Annotated in this window: 16 protein-coding genes; 7 read left to right on the top strand and 9 right to left on the bottom strand. The window is 61.5% G+C overall.

What is annotated here, in order from left to right:
• Positions 1 to 10: 10 nt before the first annotated feature.
• Together hutI and hutG are read left to right on the top strand one after the other, a co-directional pair.
• Positions 11 to 1,201: an imidazolonepropionase gene (hutI, locus tag AC3WQS_RS01240; protein ID WP_492713036.1), complete on the top strand. Its 1,191-nt coding sequence runs from the start codon at positions 11 to 13 to the stop codon at positions 1,199 to 1,201.
• Between the two features lie 23 nt (positions 1,202 to 1,224).
• Positions 1,225 to 2,193, top strand: a complete 969-nt coding sequence (gene hutG, locus AC3WQS_RS01235; RefSeq protein ID WP_020970836.1) for a formimidoylglutamase — start codon at positions 1,225 to 1,227, stop codon at positions 2,191 to 2,193.
• Here hutG and AC3WQS_RS01230 read toward each other — a convergent pair.
• The gene (locus tag AC3WQS_RS01230) at positions 2,190 to 2,843 is read right to left on the bottom strand and encodes a TetR/AcrR family transcriptional regulator (protein WP_031330804.1); all 654 of its coding nucleotides are present in this window, start codon (positions 2,841 to 2,843) and stop codon (positions 2,190 to 2,192) included. The two genes, hutG and AC3WQS_RS01230, sit on opposite strands and share 4 nt — an antisense overlap.
• Before the next feature lie 110 nt (positions 2,844 to 2,953).
• Between AC3WQS_RS01230 and AC3WQS_RS01225 the strand changes: the two genes are divergently transcribed.
• Positions 2,954 to 3,328, top strand: a complete 375-nt coding sequence (locus AC3WQS_RS01225; RefSeq protein ID WP_021345589.1) for a nitroreductase family deazaflavin-dependent oxidoreductase — start codon at positions 2,954 to 2,956, stop codon at positions 3,326 to 3,328.
• Positions 3,329 to 3,337: 9 nt separating this feature from the next.
• On the opposite strand, the gene AC3WQS_RS01220 is transcribed toward AC3WQS_RS01225, so the two are convergent.
• From AC3WQS_RS01220 to AC3WQS_RS01205, 4 genes are all read right to left on the bottom strand, one after another.
• On the bottom strand, positions 3,338 to 3,889 hold the full coding sequence (locus AC3WQS_RS01220; RefSeq protein ID WP_019745357.1) for a TetR/AcrR family transcriptional regulator: 552 nt from the start codon (positions 3,887 to 3,889) through the stop codon (positions 3,338 to 3,340).
• Positions 3,890 to 3,916: 27 nt separating this feature from the next.
• Positions 3,917 to 4,603 (bottom strand): ABC transporter ATP-binding protein, encoded by a 687-nt coding sequence (locus AC3WQS_RS01215; protein WP_172932613.1) that lies wholly within the window; start codon positions 4,601 to 4,603, stop codon positions 3,917 to 3,919.
• Complete coding sequence (locus tag AC3WQS_RS01210; protein WP_492713035.1) at positions 4,600 to 5,730, bottom strand: ABC transporter permease; 1,131 nt, start codon at positions 5,728 to 5,730, stop codon at positions 4,600 to 4,602. The genes AC3WQS_RS01215 and AC3WQS_RS01210 overlap by 4 nt, the downstream gene beginning before the upstream one ends.
• 143 nt (positions 5,731 to 5,873) lie before the next feature.
• On the bottom strand, positions 5,874 to 6,824 hold the full coding sequence (locus AC3WQS_RS01205; RefSeq protein WP_492713034.1) for a TauD/TfdA dioxygenase family protein: 951 nt from the start codon (positions 6,822 to 6,824) through the stop codon (positions 5,874 to 5,876).
• A 128-nt stretch (positions 6,825 to 6,952) separates the two neighbouring features.
• Between AC3WQS_RS01205 and AC3WQS_RS01200 the strand changes: the two genes are divergently transcribed.
• Both AC3WQS_RS01200 and AC3WQS_RS01195 read left to right on the top strand, forming a co-directional pair.
• Entirely contained in the window at positions 6,953 to 7,768 is an 816-nt protein-coding gene (locus AC3WQS_RS01200) for a MerR family transcriptional regulator (RefSeq protein WP_279219484.1), read from the top strand.
• A 99-nt stretch (positions 7,769 to 7,867) separates the two neighbouring features.
• Positions 7,868 to 9,409: an alpha/beta fold hydrolase gene (locus AC3WQS_RS01195; protein ID WP_492713033.1), complete on the top strand. Its 1,542-nt coding sequence runs from the start codon at positions 7,868 to 7,870 to the stop codon at positions 9,407 to 9,409.
• 2 nt (positions 9,410 to 9,411) lie between these two features.
• Here AC3WQS_RS01195 and AC3WQS_RS01190 read toward each other — a convergent pair whose 3' ends face one another.
• The 3 genes from AC3WQS_RS01190 to AC3WQS_RS01180 all read right to left on the bottom strand — a co-directional run bounded on the left by AC3WQS_RS01190 (position 9,412) and on the right by AC3WQS_RS01180 (position 12,987).
• A complete protein-coding gene (locus AC3WQS_RS01190; RefSeq protein WP_019745370.1) occupies positions 9,412 to 10,932 on the bottom strand; it encodes an AMP-binding protein in 1,521 nt (506 codons plus the stop codon).
• Between the two features lie 73 nt (positions 10,933 to 11,005).
• Positions 11,006 to 12,127 carry a DUF5938 domain-containing protein gene (locus AC3WQS_RS01185; RefSeq protein ID WP_019745371.1) on the bottom strand — a complete coding sequence of 374 codons (1,122 nt, stop codon included), beginning with the start codon at positions 12,125 to 12,127 and terminating at the stop codon, positions 11,006 to 11,008.
• 56 nt (positions 12,128 to 12,183) lie between these two features.
• Positions 12,184 to 12,987, bottom strand: coding sequence for an SDR family NAD(P)-dependent oxidoreductase (locus tag AC3WQS_RS01180; protein ID WP_019745372.1), 804 nt, complete (start codon positions 12,985 to 12,987; stop codon positions 12,184 to 12,186).
• A 307-nt stretch (positions 12,988 to 13,294) separates the two neighbouring features.
• Here AC3WQS_RS01180 and AC3WQS_RS01175 point away from each other — a divergent pair, with 307 nt between their 5' ends.
• Positions 13,295 to 13,897 (top strand): TetR/AcrR family transcriptional regulator, encoded by a 603-nt coding sequence (locus AC3WQS_RS01175; protein WP_020909198.1) that lies wholly within the window; start codon positions 13,295 to 13,297, stop codon positions 13,895 to 13,897.
• Between the two features lie 24 nt (positions 13,898 to 13,921).
• Here the strand turns inward: AC3WQS_RS01175 and AC3WQS_RS01170 are convergent, their stop codons facing one another.
• Positions 13,922 to 14,515 (bottom strand): TetR/AcrR family transcriptional regulator, encoded by a 594-nt coding sequence (locus tag AC3WQS_RS01170; protein WP_003940428.1) that lies wholly within the window; start codon positions 14,513 to 14,515, stop codon positions 13,922 to 13,924.
• 116 nt (positions 14,516 to 14,631) lie between these two features.
• Between AC3WQS_RS01170 and AC3WQS_RS01165 the strand changes: the two genes are divergently transcribed.
• Entirely contained in the window at positions 14,632 to 15,393 is a 762-nt protein-coding gene (locus tag AC3WQS_RS01165) for an enoyl-CoA hydratase-related protein (RefSeq protein ID WP_029537047.1), read from the top strand.
• The last annotated feature ends 198 nt before the right edge of the window (positions 15,394 to 15,591 follow it).

Raw genomic sequence — 15,591 nt, 5'->3', positions numbered from 1 at the left:
AGGAATTACATTGACCACGAATGGTTCTCGAACCACAGTTCTGACCAACATCGGAACCCTCGTCACCAATGACCCGACTCTGGGTGAGGGCAAGCTCGGCGTACGACACGACGCGGCAATCGTTTTCGACGACGGCGTTGTTGCTTGGGTCGGCGATTCCGCCGACGCCCCGGCTGCCGATATCGGTCAGGATATCGGCGGTCGGGCCCTGCTCCCCGGCTTCGTGGAGAGTCACTCACACCTGGTGTTCGGTGGCGAGCGGGCCGAGGAATTCGCAGCTCGCATGGCGGGAGAGATGTACGCCGCCGGCGGCATTCGCAACACCATCGAAGCGACGCGCTCGGCCACCGACGAACAATTGCAGGCCAATGTTCGGCGCCTACTCGACGAATCCCTGCGCTCGGGCAGCACAACCGTCGAATGCAAGACCGGGTACGGGCAGAACACCGAGAGCGAACTACGCAGCGCACTGATCGCCGGGCAGTTCACCGACGAGGTCACACTGCTGGCCGCCCATGTTCCACCACCCGAATATGCCGGCCGCGCCGATGATTACGTCGCCATGGCGTGCGACGAGATGATCCCTGCCTGTGCGCCACACGCAAAGTGGATCGATGTCTTCTGCGAGCGAGGAGCGTTCAACCGCGAACAGGCTCATGCAGTCCTGAGCGCAGGCGTCGCCGCCGGACTGACCCCCCGAGTTCACGGCAATCAACTCGGCGAAGGGCCAGGAGTTCAGCTCGCCGTCGAGATGGGAGCAGCGTCCGTCGACCACGTCACGTACGTCACCGCCGAGGACATCGACGCCCTGGCTCAGAGTTCCACCGTAGCAACACTGTTGCCCGGCGCCGACTTCTCCACCCGCAACAAGTACCCCGACGCCCGCGCACTGCTGGACGCCGGAGTCACCGTAGCTCTGGGCGCCGACTGCAATCCCGGTACCTGTTACACCACGAGCCTTCCGTTCTGCATCGCAATTGCGGTGCGAGACATGCACATGACGCCCGCTGAGGCAGTCTGGGCAGCCACTGCAGGTGGCGCTCGGGCGCTGCAGCGCACCGACGTCGGAACCCTTTCTCTCGGAACACGTGCCGACGCCATCGCGCTCGATGCACCGTCGTACCTCCACCTCGCCTACCGCCCGGGCGTCCCTCTGGTGCGCGAGGTCTGGAAAAACGGCACACTCGCCACAAGCTACTGAAATACACTCACCGGGAGGCCGTCGTGGCACATCAGATCGCAGTCGACATCGAACCCAAGCCGTGGACCGGGCGCTCCGACGGCACCACTGCCGAGCATCTGCGGTGGCATCATGCCGTGCAACCGTATTCAGCCGAAACAGCTCCCGGCGACTGTGTTCTGATCGGATTCTCCAGTGACGAAGGAGTCCGCCGCAACAAGGGCCGTCGCGGTGCCGCGAACGGCCCAGACGCGTTGCGAGCGGGGTTGGCCTCCATGGCGCTGGCCGAACCACTGCAGATTCAGGACGCGGGAACCGTTGCCGTGTCGGGTGAAGACCTCGAGGCCGGTCAGGCCGCACTCGGGAACGCCGTCAGCGTTGCGCTCGATTCGGGACACTTCCCCGTGGTTCTCGGGGGAGGACACGAAATCGCCTACGGTACATACCTCGGCGTCGCGGGCTCCGACTTGCGAACCGCCGGAGCCAAACTCGGAATCCTCAACTTGGATGCGCACTTCGATCTACGTGGCGACCCGATCCCCAGTTCCGGCACGCCCTTTCGTCAGATCGCCGAGGACGAAGCCGCGGCAGGCACCTCACATCAGTACAGCGTGATCGGAATCAGCCAACCGAGCAACACCACTGCTCTGTTCGATACGGCTCACCGCCTTGGCGTTCGCTATCTGCTCGACGAAGAATGCGGAGTGATCGGTCGAGGCGTCGTGGATCAGTTCCTCGCAGACTTCCTCGACGACGTCGATCTGGTCTACCTGACCATCGACCTCGACGTGCTTCCCGCCGCCGTGGCGCCGGGCGTCAGCGCACCCGCGGCCTACGGCGTCAGCCTGGAAACAATCCAATACGTATGTGATCGAGTCACATCCAGCGGAAAGCTCGCGGTTCTCGATGTCGCCGAACTGAACCCGAGCCTCGACATCGACAATCGCACTGCCCGGACCGCTGCTCGCCTGATCCACCGGATAGTCACCAAGCACGTGCCGGTTCGCCGCTAGCCTCGGCGCGCCTCCAGCGCATCGAGGATGAGATCGAGACCGTAGGCGAACTCACGCGTGTGGTCGTAAGCCGGACTCAGACCGTGATCGACGATCATCTCGTGAAGGAAGGGCAACTCTTCAGCCGGAAGGCGCTCGAGGATGTCACTCGCAACTTCTTCGACGTCGCCGGGTGCGCTCATCGGCAGATTCGCCTCCTGGAGAACATATCCGCCGATGTAACTGTCGATCAGCGAGGCTCCGTGGGCGGCCATCGGCAGCGTGAACCCGGCCTTCCGGAGGACTCCGAGCACAGCGTCGAGATGACGCAGGGTCGCCGAGCCAGGGTTGCGTCGCGAATCCAGCAAACCGAGAGCCCAACGGTGCTGCGACAGGACTGTGCGAGCGGAAAAGGCGCGTCCACGGATTGCATCTCGCCAATCCGCACACTCGCCGTCGGGTAGGTCGATCGCCTCGAAGACCGCATCGACGACGCCGTCGAGAATCGCATCTTTGTTGGGAACGTGGTGGTAGAGCGACATCGCCTCGATGCCCAACTCCTGGGCCACCCGTCGCATCGTGACGGCCTCGACACCACCCGCGTCGGCAACGCGGATCGCACCCTCGATCACGCGAGTCCTGTTCAGCGACTGTCGCGGTTGCCGTGACACACAGACTCCCCTCCGAGGAACGAATACGTTGACAACCTTACATCCGTAAGTCACCCTTACAGGTGTAAGTCAGCCTTACGTTCGTAAGGCGCTCGCGAAGGGAGACCGCAATGCCGATGCCGAGATGGTGGGGACATGTCAACAAGCGAGTGTTCAATCCTCGTGCGATCTCGAGCGGGAAATGGCCGGTACTGACACACGTCGGACGCACATCCGGCACGACCTACCGGACCCCTCTCGACGCCTATCCGGTCGAGGGTGGCTATGTCTTCATTCTGGTGTACGGATCAGGCTCGGACTGGGTGCAGAACGTCTTGAAAGCGGGAAGCGCTCGACTGTCGGTCGACGAGACGGAGGTGAGCCTCGGCGCCCCGCGCCTCGTCGCGAAAGACGAAGCATTTCAAGCACTTTCCTCAGATGTGTCCCAACCCCCGAGACTGCTCCGCATCACCGAGTACCTTCGGATGGATCTGCTTACGGCCTGAGGCTGCCCGTCACGCGAGGACCTCACGCACGGCGGACCTGACTTCGTCCATGCTGCAACCGGATTCGATCAGTTCAGTACCCGTATGCACCAGCGAGTTGATCAACTTGGCGGTGAGCTTCGGGTCCGACACGCCACGGAGGCGAAGGGCCTCGACAAGCGGGAGCACAAGACTGTCGTGCATTTCCATGATCCGCGAATCCCGAAACGTTTGCGGGGTCAGCGTCGCCAGCGCTCCGACTATCGCATGCTCCCCGTCGGCTACCAGTTGGAGGTTTGCTTCGACGTAAGCCCATATCGGATCGTCTGCGCCTGCCATCGCCTCGACGATCTTGTCGTTCCAGCGCGGGAACATATCTTCGACGACGGCACTGAGGAGATCTTCTCGGGACCGGAAGTAGTGGTAGGCACTCGACCTGGCGAGCCCGGCCTTCGCTGCCACCTCACCGAGCCCCGGCGGCCGGTCCGGGGTCTCGGACAGAAGAGCGTGTGCAGCGTCGAGGAGGGCACGGCGCTGAGCAGCACGATGCTCGACCACAGTGGGGGCATCGATCCTCGGCACCGAATCTCCTCCAGTCCCCTTGCGGGCTTACTCGCTCTGACGCAATCGACCGTCAACCATTTCGAGGATGCGGTCGCAGTGCCCGAGCACGTCGTGATCGTGGGTCACCATGATCGTAGCGACGCCGGCCTCGTGAGTTTCGCGCGAGAGCAGTTCAACCACCTCATGGCTACGTTTTCGGTCGAGAGCAGCCGTCGGCTCGTCGACGAGCAGTAGCGAGGGATTGCTCATCAATGCCCGAGCGATACCGACGCGCTGTCGTTCACCGCCGGAGAGTTGACCAGGTCGACGATCCGCACGGTGGCTCATACCGACCGAGTCGAGCAATTCCTCGGGATCGCGACCAGGCCGCCCCGTGAGCTTGGGAATCAGCCGAAGCTGATCGCGCGCCGTCAGCGCTGGAATCAGATTGCCCGATTGAAAGACGAAGCCGACCTTGTCTCGTCGCAGTTTGGCCAATGCACGGGCCGGCATCGCCGACACGTCGACGCCGTCGATGACAATCGTTCCACTCGACGGCCGACCGAGTCCGCCGGCCACAGCGAGCAAGCTCGACTTTCCAGCCCCTGACGGCCCGACGATCGCGACAAGTTCGCCGCCCGTGACCTCGAGGTCCACGTCGTCGAGGGCGAGCACGGTGGAGTCACCGTCACCGAAGTGAAGACTGACAGCGGTCAATACCAGTCCGGTAGTGGTTTTTTCGACTGTGGTCATCGGTTTTCTCCCAATGCGGTGAGCGGGTTGACACGAGTAACGCGGACGATGGAAACGGCTGCGCCGATCAGCCCGAGTACCGCCAAGAGCACTCCGCCGTTGACGACAGGACCGGACTCCAGAGCGAACGGCATCCCACCGCCTTCGAGTCCCGAGCCGAGCCCCAAGCCCAGCAACACACCGATGCCGATGGAACCAAGCAGCACTACGAGTGCCTGTGCCATGCCGTCGCGAAGCAGGAAGCCGGTGGAGGCTCCCATCGCACGCAACACTGCGAGTTCGCGACCACGCTGAACTGTCCAGATACTGAAGAATGCGCCGACGACCAGTGCGGAGATCGCGTACAGAAACGCCTTGATCATCGACATTGTCATCATTTCCGCGGAGAAGCCCGGTGAGGAGTCGAAAGATTCCTCGAGCGTCTTTGCGGACGTTCCCGCCGCCGCATCGCCCGATACGAGGTCCGGCAGTGTATCGTCCAGCCCGCGAATCGCGACAACACTCGCTTCGGAATACGCACTGGCGTTGGCGGTTTCGCCGATCTTGGCACCGGCGTGAACCTCCTGCCAGGTACGCAGGGGCAGGTAGGCGACGTCTACGTGCCCGAAAGTGCGCTTGTCTTCGGTGAATCCGACAACTGTCAGCTCCGTACCGAGTCGATCGAGTATCACCGTGTCACCGATCGCAACACCATCATCACGGAAGGTAGAGCTGACGATGATGTCCGTGTCGGCTTGCAGTCCCCTCCCGTCGGCGGTGACGGGCTCGAGGAAGGAGCCAGGTTCGATACCGAAGAGCGTGAGATCGACAGGCGTGCCACTGCGAGTTTTTGCATTGACGATCATGTTTCCGAACAGTTCGGCGTCTTGGACATCGGGTTGCATGCGCCATGCCTGGGCCTGCTCCTCGGTGACGACCGAGCGCGAAAACGCCGAGTCGGCTTTGGTGTCCGGCGCGAAGGCAAACGCCTGAATCGGCGTCCGCTGCAAAGCGGACACACCGTCGTTGACCAGGCCGGACGAGAGGCCGGACAGGATCACCATCAGGATCGAGATGAGGGCAACCACGGCACCCATCAAGAGGAATCGATTTCGCGCAAACCACAGTTCACGCAGGGCGAGGAACATTCGGGGAGCTCCAAAGTCGTCGGTGCGAGTTACGCCGACTTTTATCGACGCCTTGTCGAAATCATATCGACAAAGCGTCGAAAAACTATGTGAGGTGCGTTACTACTATTCGTAGTAGACATCGTGAGGCGCTGAGTGTCGTATCAGTCCCCGACGCCCACTGGCCGATCGCCGACAATCGAGATTCGATCCATCACACGACGAGCCGGGAAGTAGTCACTGGCCGCGTAATGCTGGCAGGTCCGATTGTCCCAGAAGGCAACAGTATTCGGCTCCCACTTCAGTCGGACCTGGAATTCCGGACGATTGACGTGGCGATACAGCATCGTGAGAAGTTCGTTCGATTCCTCTTCGGATACACCCAAGATCCGTTGCGTGAAGGTCATGTTGACGAACAACACCCGCCTGCTGCTTTCCGGAATGACCCGAACCACCGGATGCTGCACCGCGGGGAACTTCGGACGCAACATCTCGACCGCATCCGCCGGCATCGACCTGCCGAACGAGTTGATCCAATCATGTTCTGCAACAAGCGGGTCGATACGCTTCTTGACGTCTTCCGGAAGCAGATCGTAGGCAGCAGCGGTGTCAGCCCACAACGTGTCACCACCCACCTCTGGCACCTCGACTGCACGAAGTACGGCTGCAAATGAAGGAAACTCGTGCCACGTCACGTCGTTGTGCCAGTTGTTCTCGACGCCGCCGACCATCGCATCCTTGGCCAGCGTCGTGACATCGACGTCCGTCTGCCCTGGCTGCGTGTACTTGAAGAACGGATGCTGTTCGAGATCGCCCCAACGCTCGGCAAAAGCTCGATGTTCTGCTCGGCCGAGGTCCTGATCCCGAAAGAAGAGGACTTTCCATTCGAGGAGAGCGCGGCGAAGTTCCGCAATCACGGCATCAGACAGGTCCCCACCGAGTCGAATGCCGGAGATTTCCGCTCCGATCGTCGGCGTGACCGCCTTGACCGCAAAGTGTTCGTACGGCGCCGCAACTACGGACTCGGGATTCCGGCGAGCGACAAGTGGACCATAGGCAGCAAGCGGATCGGTGGGGATCGGAAAGATCGTTGCCGCAGGCAAAAGGGTAGCCATCAAGGCACTTCCTCGGAATCGACGATGTCGTAACGGACAAAATCCAGATTAAGGCTATGTCCTTAACGTGTCAACGGTCACGTTCTCCGGCGCGCACCTTGACCCTGACGCCGCGTCAGGGTTGGAGAATGGTTTCCACAGACGAAATCCGAATCGACAAACGGGAGGGCGAGGCGATGATGACCATCGGCGAGCTGGCGAATCTGGCCGGCACCACCGTCAGATCCGTGCGCTACTACCACTCGAACGGGCTTCTCGAAGAACCACAACGCCAACCCAACGGCTACCGCATGTACCGGGCGGTGGACCTGGCACGACTGAGCCGCATCCGCCGCCTGCGCGATCTGGGGATTCCTGTTGCCAAGATCGCCGAACTGCTCGACGGCGACGCTCACGACACCCGGTCCGCACTCGACGCACTCGACAAGGAACTGGCAGCCAAGGCCGAACAGATCGCGGTTCAACGTGCTCACATCGAGTCGCTACGCCGCAACGCCGATCCCGAACTACCCGACGCGTTTTCGGAAGTGCTCGCACAGTATGTCGTTGCCGGTGCGCCGACAGCGTGGATCGACAACGAGCGCGAACTCCTGATCCTCGCGCTCACCGTCTCCGGGGGTGATCCCGAAGTCTGCGATTCACTCCTGAGCGCACACCGCCGGGCGTTGGCGAAGCCGAACCGCGAGCAGGCAATCGAATTGATTACTCGCATGTACGCCCTCACCGACGCTCCGGCGGACGCCGACACGATTGCGGCCCTTGCCATTCAGTTCTGCGATTTCACCGAGAGAGTGCTTCCTGAACAGGCCGCACCGGAACGCCCTTCACCCACCCGGTTGGTAGCGGTGCTGCGCGAGCACCAAGCAGATCGAAGAACCCCGACCCAGGAAAGATTCGCGAAGGCTGTAGCGGCCGAGTTCGCTGCCCGCCAGTCTCGACCCTGAAACTCCGCCACTGAATCCCCACATCGGAAGTGGGGTGATCAACGCTGCCCGAAAATGGGCTCGAAACAAGGACACGACACGACAATGACTGGATCCATCATGCCCAGATCACGCACGCCTCGACCACGAAAGTGGCTGGCTACCACAATCGCCGCTGCCGCACTCGCAGTACCTGCGCTGTCGGCGTGCTCGGATCCTGCTGCTCCGCAGGAAGATCCACAATCGAATCTCAGCGCGTTCTACGACCAGGATGTCGAATGGGGGCCATGCGCCACAGACACCGGAACATCGACGGCAAGTGACTGCGCCATGGTCACAGTACCTTTGGACTATTCCGCACCTGACGGCAAGACGATCGAAGTGGCGATCTCGCGGGTCGCGTCCACCGACCCTGCACAGCGACGCGGGATCTTGCTCACCAACCCTGGTGGCCCGGGTGGCCGAGGACCGGGATTGCCCGCGATTCTGAATGCCGGGATGACACCGGAAGTCGCAGCGGCATACGACGTCATCGGCATGGACACCCGAGGGCTCGGCAAGAGCACGCCGATCGACTGCGGCGTCGAGCAGATGACATGGATGCGTTCACCCGGTACCACAGAGGAAGGGTGGAACGAAAGTGTTGCGCTCGCACGCGAGGCCGCTGACACATGCTGGGACAAGTACCCGGACTATCTGCCGCACATCAATACTCAGAACATCGCCCGCGACCTCGACGTGATTCGTGGCGCCCTCGACCAGGAGAAGGCGTCGTACTTCGGGTGGTCGTACGGCACATATCTTGGTGCGAACTATGCGCAAATGTTCCCAGACAGGATCGACCGTGTGGTTCTCGACAGCGCACCGGACCCGAAGAAATACGGTTACGAGATGTTCCAGGACATGGGCCCGGCCAATGAGAAAGCGATCGACGGATTCTCACAGTGGGCAGCAGAACGCAATTCCACCTATGCACTCGGATCGACGCCCGCCGAAGTTCGCGCCCTCATCGAGAAGCTGATCTCGGACGCTGCCACCACTCCGATTCAGATCGGTGACTACGCCGTCGACGATCACGTCCTTCCATTCCTGATGTACGTCAACGGAACCGGGGACACCGAAAAGGAAAGCGAGGCATTCGCGCAGGTATTGGTTCAGTTGCGCGAACTCGCCGCAGGCAAGACCGTCGAGGACATCCATCCCCAGCTGACGGGACTGATGCAGGCGTGGTTCCAGACCGAATTGGGGACCGGCCCTGACTATGCCGGAACAATCGCCATTGTCTGCGGAGACGTGTCGATGCCGAGCGATCCCGCGTGGTATCGCAACAAGTTGGAGGAGCACCGTGGTGATCAGCCGATCTTCGCCGGCACGCACAACACGATCATGCCCTGCGCGTTCTGGCGCAGTGAGGCCCCGAAGCGGATCGACATCGACAACAACGTTCCGGCATTGCAGATCCAGGCAACCGGTGACACCCGCACGACGTACGACGAAGGCCTCGGCATGCACGAAGCGATGAAAGGCTCACGGCTCGTGACAGTTCCAGGCCGCACTCATGCGGTGTTCCCGGGCTACGCGAATACTTGCGCAAACGCCGCCGTCAACTCGTACCTGCTCGACGGCTCACTGCCCGCCGAAGACGTGGTGTGCGAGTCGTGATCTCAGCCAGTCAGCTCGCTCTTGATCTCGTTCTTGAGAACTTTGCCGACCTTGGAGCGAGGTAGATCGTCCCAGACGATGACTTGCTTCGGAGTCTTCACACTTCCGATGCGAGACTTCACGAAAGCCATCACCTCGGCGCCGTCGATGTCTGCGCCGAGGTGTGGCTGCACCACTGCCACAACACGTTCGCCCCACTTGTCGTCCGGCAACCCGATCACTCCGCAGTCCTGAATCCCCGGATACGCCATGAGTGCCTGCTCCACCTCGACCGAATAGACGTTGAAACCGCCGGTGATGATCATGTCCTTCGCACGATCGACGATGAACAGGAAATTGTCCTCGTCCAGGTACCCGATGTCGCCGGTGTGATGCCAGCCGTGGGCTGACGCTTCCGCGGTTGCGTCGGAGTTCTTGTAATAACCCGCCATCACCAACGAACTGCGAATCACCACCTCACCACGCTCGCCACGTCCGAGCAGCGCGCCTTTGTCGTCCATGATCCCCACGGTCACCAGCGGCGACGGTCGACCCGCCGACGAAAGTCGTGACGTTGCGACAGTGCCGTCCGGGCCGAAATGCTCCTTCGGTGACATCGTCGAGATCATCATGGGGGCTTCACTCTGCCCGAACAGCTGAGCCATGACCGGTCCGATCTTGTCGATCGCCTCCTCTAGCCTGGTCGGGGAGATCGGTGCCGCGCCGTACCAGAAACACTGCAGCGAGCTACGATCCGTTACCGCGAGGTCCTCGTGCTCGAGCAACATGTAGATGAGCGTCGGCGGCAGGAAGGTGTGAGTCACCTTGTGCTTCTGAACGTTCGCGAGGAAGTACCCGAGATCGGGCTTCGGCATGATCACCACTTCGCCGCCGAGGGCCATGATCGGGAAGCACAAAACACCGGCGGCGTGAGTCAACGGCGCCAACGCCAGATACACCGGGCGCCCCTCGAATGGATAACTCATCAAAGTGATTGCGGTCATCGTCTCGATGTTGTGCCCGGTCAACATCACGCCCTTGGGGCGGCCCGTCGTACCACCGGTACCGACCAGCATGGTGACGTCGTCGGGCGCCGCGGCGTCGAGTTCTTCTTCCCCGAGCCAGCTTTCGAGGGACTGTGCCGAATCCCATTCGCCGTCGATACAGACGAGCGTCACCAACTGTGGAAGCGCGTCCTTGATCTGGTCGACGAGCGGCGCATAGGACTTCTGGAAGAACAGAGCGCGACAATCGAACAGATCCAACAGGTCTCGGTTCTCCGCAGCTTCGTTGCGGGGGTTGATCGGGCACCAGACCGCGCCAGCCCTACTGATACCGAATACGCAGGAGAACGAGATCGGGTCATTGCCGGACAGAATCGCGACCTTCTCGCCCGCCGCGATGCCCGAAGCCGCGAGCGAAGCTGCGAAGCGTCGGCTGAACTGTTGCACCTCGCCGTAGGAGAGAGTGCGCTCCCCCATCGTCAAACACGGTGCGGTGGAACCAAGAGAGGCTCCCTTGTCGAGATAGTCGGTCAAACGCATGGGGAGCCTCCAGGGCGGGGCTCCCGGCGCGATGCACGCCGGGAGCCGTGAACATGATGACGAGGGCGACGAGCTAGGCGTTGATGGTTACTTCCGGCTCCAGAGCCAGCCCGAAACTACGTAGCGCGCCGAGTAGTTCGCGATGGCCGAACGCCTGGCAGGCCGAGGCAAGCCCGGTCCTCTTGGGCGCCTGCTGAAGCAAGGAATGCGCTGCATAAGCGTGTAGGAGGCCCGTCTGCTTGTAGTTGCAGTTTCCGTGGATCACGACGTGCGAGCGACCCAGCGGACCCGACGCGTAGACGGAGTCGAGTGAGGTGTTGATGCGCGGATTTTCACGAGGGGGCATACCCGCCTGAACCGAACCGGCGATCTCGGCCAAGGCGGCTTCCTGCTCGTCGGCGGGCAGGGTCTTGATCTGCTCCTCCACGATCTTCTGTGTCGCGACAACACCTTCCATCACGGTGCGGTCGAACACCCCGCCCGCAGCCTTGACGTTGGAAACTCGCGGATCGTTCTTGAACCACACGGGGTGGCAAGTTCCGCCCCACGGCAATGCAAGCGCAGTTTCGTGCTGGCCGGGAACGACGACGTCGAAAGTCTGGCCGGGCGCCCACTGCACGTACTTGTTCTGCTCGAGGTAGTACCAGTTCGCCTTGAGGATGGTGAAGATCGTCTGAGTGGAGGCGTAGGTGGGAAATCCCTTCCACAGCACGAGAATGTCGAGCGTATCGAGACCCGGCGTTTCCAGTGCGATGTTGGCCGCGATCTCACCGGTGGTGTACATCTGCGCGATACCGGGCGAGAGAAGCAGACCCTTCTCCTGGTACTTGTCGCCGAATTTCTCCTGGACGTCGAGTACCCAGTCCTGCTCACCGGTGGTGTCCATGTAGTGGCAACCGGCATTCAACGCAGCCTCGACGACGGTGCCGCCAAGCTTGATGAACGGCCCGACCATGTTGCTGACAACCTGTGCGCCGGTAAACAATTCGGTCAGAGCCTCGACCGTGTGCTCGACCTCGACGACCTCGTGATCGACGGTGTCCAAACCGGGGATCTTGTCGAGGACCTCTTGGATGCGAGCGGCGTCGCGACCGGCTGCGATGAACGGGATGTTGAACTCGCGCAGGTATTCACACACCAGACGGCCGGTGTACCCGGAGACGCCGTAGACGATGACGGGCTTCTTTTCGGACATGTTCGTGGAACCTTTCGAAGACGTGAGGAGGGTGTACGTACGAATGGGGAGGGCAGTTACATGCCCATGCCACCGTCGACCGGTAGGCCGATTCCGGTGATGAATCGCGCGGCGTCGGAGGACAAGAACACCACGGCGTCAGCCATGTCGTTCACTTCACCGAGGCGGCCGAGCGGGGTGAGACCGATGACGTCGCCGACTGCCGCTTCGGCACTGGGCCAGAGGCCGAGCTTCTCCATGTCCGCCGCGAGTCCGAGACCCATCTCCGTGGCGACGAGGCCCGGGTAGATGCAGTTGACGCGGACTCCGTAGCCGAGCTTGCCCGACTCGGCGGCGGCAACTCTGGTGAAGCGATCGACCGCGGACTTGGTCGCGGAGTATCCACTGATCCCGGGAAACGGAATGGTTGCGGCCACTGAAGAGATGTTGATGATGGAGCCGCCGGTTCCGGCTACGCCACCCGGACGCATGCTGCGGAGTCCGTGTTTGGTTCCGAGCGCTGTTCCGAGGATGTTGACCTCACACATACGGCGGATGTCGCCCGGATCGAGGTCGACCACCAGCGAGGAAATCTCGATGCCTGCGTTGTTGACGAGGATGTCGAAGCCGCCGAGAGTCTCCGCGGTGGCGGCGACTGCCTCTTCCCAGTTGGCGTCGTCGGTGACGTCCAGCTTTACGAAGCCGGTTTTGACTCCGCCCGAACCAACGGCCTCTGCGGTGGCACGACCTTCGTCTTCGAGAACATCGCCGATCATCACCGACGCCCCCGCCTTCGCCAACGCCTCAGCCATTCCGGCTCCAAGCCCCTTGGCACCACCTGTGACCAGTGCTTTTCGTCCCTCGAGATCAAACACGCTCATTTTCGACTGCCTCCATGACTGAAACGACTCTCGCGATGCCACCGTTCACAGCGACGCTGCCAAGTGGTGTGAGTCACAGAGTATTCAACTTTGGACGAGTGTCAAGAGAAATCTTGACGACTGTCAAGATTTTGTTACACGCCCGTCAAAGACCAGGGGTTACACTGATTCGGACGCGGCGATCGTGCCGCTGTGGAAATCGCAGGGAACAGGACGTGCCATCGTGACCACGACAGTCGAGAAGCCAAGTGGGGCAGGAAAAAAGGCGGTTCCTGTCTCTTCGGAGAAGCGGTCCAACGCAGACAAGGTGTCACGTCGTCAGGTCGACAAATTCTCCGAGCGACGTGATCAACTGGCCGAGGCCGCACTGCAAACGCTGGCCGAACTGGGCTACGCACGCACGAGCCTGCGCGAAATCGCCCAGAATTCGGAGTTCTCACACGGCGTCCTGCACTACTACTTCAGCGACAAGGTCGATCTCATCACCCACTGCGTGCGCCACTACAAGGCACGCTGCGTCACCCGCTACGACGGCATCGTCGCCACCGCTCAGACGCCGGAGGAACTGAAAACGGGTTTCGGCGCGCTGCTCGCCGAGACCATGATCGACGAGCCGACGATGCACCGCCTCTGGTACGACCTGCGCGCGCAGTCGATGTTCGAGGAGTCGTTCCGAACCGACGTGGCCGCGATCGACGAGAGTCTCGAAAACATGATCTGGCGCATCGTCTCTCGCTATGCCGAGCTTCTCGACGTGGAGCCCTCGGTCACCTCGCCGGCGATGTACGCGATCTTCGACGGCCTGTTCCAGCAGAGTCTTCTTCGCCACCTGTCCGGTGATCAGACTGCCGCGAACTATCTTTCGGAGAGCGTCCAGCAGATGCTGCCCCTGGTAGTGCCCACACCCTGAGCCGGCACCACGTCCTGAGTCGGCTCAGCGAGCAGCGATGCCTTCCGCGACGTACCTGGCACCGCGATCGAATTCGCCGACCACGTCGTAATCGGCGTCTTGCCGCCAGAAGCGGACCAACGCTCCGTACGTACCGCCGATCATCTGCGCGAGAAACAGCGGCGGGTAGTCCGATCTCACTTCGCCGGCTTCGATACCGGCAGTGACGATCCGCAGAAGTTCCACATGGAACCGATGATCGTGTGCCGCCCCCGCTCCGGAGGAGGCGAAGTCGCGCTCGAGTTCTGCAGTCACCATGCGCAGATAGCGCGGATGCATGATCGCTTGTTGCGCAAAGTCCTGAAAAATCCGGGAGATCCGATCAGAGGTCGGCATCGGCGATTCCATGAGCTGATCCACCAGTGCCGCAAGCTGATCGAGATGATCACTGTGCAGCGCCTCGAGAACCGAGTCCTTGCCCTGGAAGTAATTGAAGAAGGTGGCTCGCGACACCTCGGCTCGCTCGGCGATGTCGTCGACGGTCGTGCTGGCGAAACCCTGCGCCGAGAACAGAATTCGAGCAGCCGAGAGCAACCTGTCGTTGGTGTCGCGCTTGTTCTGTTCTCGTTTGGAAATCACGTCGACCTGCCTTTCTCCGCCTCAGAACACAGTCTTCGCCACAGTCCGGAATGTGTCCAATGTCGGTCTCGCCAGTTGACGCACCACCCCTTCGATAGATGGACTACAGTCCAATTATGTCGACTGTTTCCACAGAACGCCACGACCGCGTTCTCATCGTCAGGATCGAACGCGAAGAACGTCGTAATGCGATCAATCGTGAAACTGCCGAGGGAATCGAAGCCGCACTGAACCTTCTCGACGACGACCCTTCTCTGTGGGTCGGCATCATCACCGGAACCCCCAACATCTTTTGCGCCGGAACCGATATCCGAGAGCGAGCCGACCTTCGCATGCCTCGCGGCGGTGAGTACGGCGTCATTCGGCGTCAGCGAAACAAGCCTCTGATCGCCGCAGTGGAGGGATACGCGCTGGGCGGCGGCTTCGAAATCGCATTGGCCTGCGATCTGATCGTCGCTTCCGCCACAGCCCAATTCGGTCTGCCCGAAACCAAACGCGGTCTGGTTGCGACGTCCGGTGCGCTCTTTCGGGCGCCACGTGCCCTTCCGATCAATGTCGCTCGCGAACTCCTGATCACCGGGCGCACTCTCGATCCCGATCGGGCCAAAGATCTCGGCGTCGTCAATGCAGTGACTGCCCCGGGTAAGGCGCTCGACGAGGCTCTGGTGATGGCGGCCGAGATCTGCGAGTCCTCTCCGACCTCGGTAAGCCTGAGCCTGAAGGCAATCGACGCTCTCTACGCCGAGGCCGATACTGCCGGATGGACCATCACCGACGACGCCAAGGACGCGGTGCTCCGATCGCCGGACATCGCCGAAGGACTCGACGCTTTTGCGAGCCGTCGGACGCCGCAGTGGAGCGGACTGCCGCCCACATGAGCGACCACGATCCGAGACGGATTTCCTATAGGGCTGGTCGGAAAGGGTGTGAACCGGTTACAGTCTCTTCCGTGACGGGAATTGGCGCATACGAGACGGGCACGCTGCTGACGCGGCGACGCCATGTCGATTTTGCGCACGTCTGTACATCCGGGTGTCCGATCTACTGATCGGACCTACGACGTGAGCGCCGCTCAC

The organism is Rhodococcus sp. FW305-130 (genome assembly GCF_058788335.1).
The sequence above is the reverse complement of the archived record's forward strand: the minus strand, read 5'-3'. Positions and strand labels throughout refer to the sequence as shown.

What these genes read in the sequence shown, in the direction of transcription:
- AC3WQS_RS01225 (WP_021345589.1), top strand. Translation starts at nt 2,954, where the DNA reads ATGCCGATGCCGAGATGGTGGGGACATGTCAACAAGCGAGTGTTCAAT.
- AC3WQS_RS01215 (WP_172932613.1), bottom strand. Translation starts at nt 4,603, where the DNA reads ATGACCACAGTCGAAAAAACCACTACCGGACTGGTATTGACCGCTGTC.
- AC3WQS_RS01210 (WP_492713035.1), bottom strand. Translation starts at nt 5,730, where the DNA reads ATGTTCCTCGCCCTGCGTGAACTGTGGTTTGCGCGAAATCGATTCCTC.
- AC3WQS_RS01205 (WP_492713034.1), bottom strand. Translation starts at nt 6,824, where the DNA reads ATGGCTACCCTTTTGCCTGCGGCAACGATCTTTCCGATCCCCACCGAT.
- AC3WQS_RS01200 (WP_279219484.1), top strand. Translation starts at nt 6,953, where the DNA reads ATGGTTTCCACAGACGAAATCCGAATCGACAAACGGGAGGGCGAGGCG.
- AC3WQS_RS01195 (WP_492713033.1), top strand. Translation starts at nt 7,868, where the DNA reads ATGCCCAGATCACGCACGCCTCGACCACGAAAGTGGCTGGCTACCACA.
- AC3WQS_RS01190 (WP_019745370.1), bottom strand. Translation starts at nt 10,932, where the DNA reads ATGCGTTTGACCGACTATCTCGACAAGGGAGCCTCTCTTGGTTCCACC.
- AC3WQS_RS01185 (WP_019745371.1), bottom strand. Translation starts at nt 12,127, where the DNA reads ATGTCCGAAAAGAAGCCCGTCATCGTCTACGGCGTCTCCGGGTACACC.
- AC3WQS_RS01180 (WP_019745372.1), bottom strand. Translation starts at nt 12,987, where the DNA reads ATGAGCGTGTTTGATCTCGAGGGACGAAAAGCACTGGTCACAGGTGGT.
- AC3WQS_RS01165 (WP_029537047.1), top strand. Translation starts at nt 14,632, where the DNA reads ATGTCGACTGTTTCCACAGAACGCCACGACCGCGTTCTCATCGTCAGG.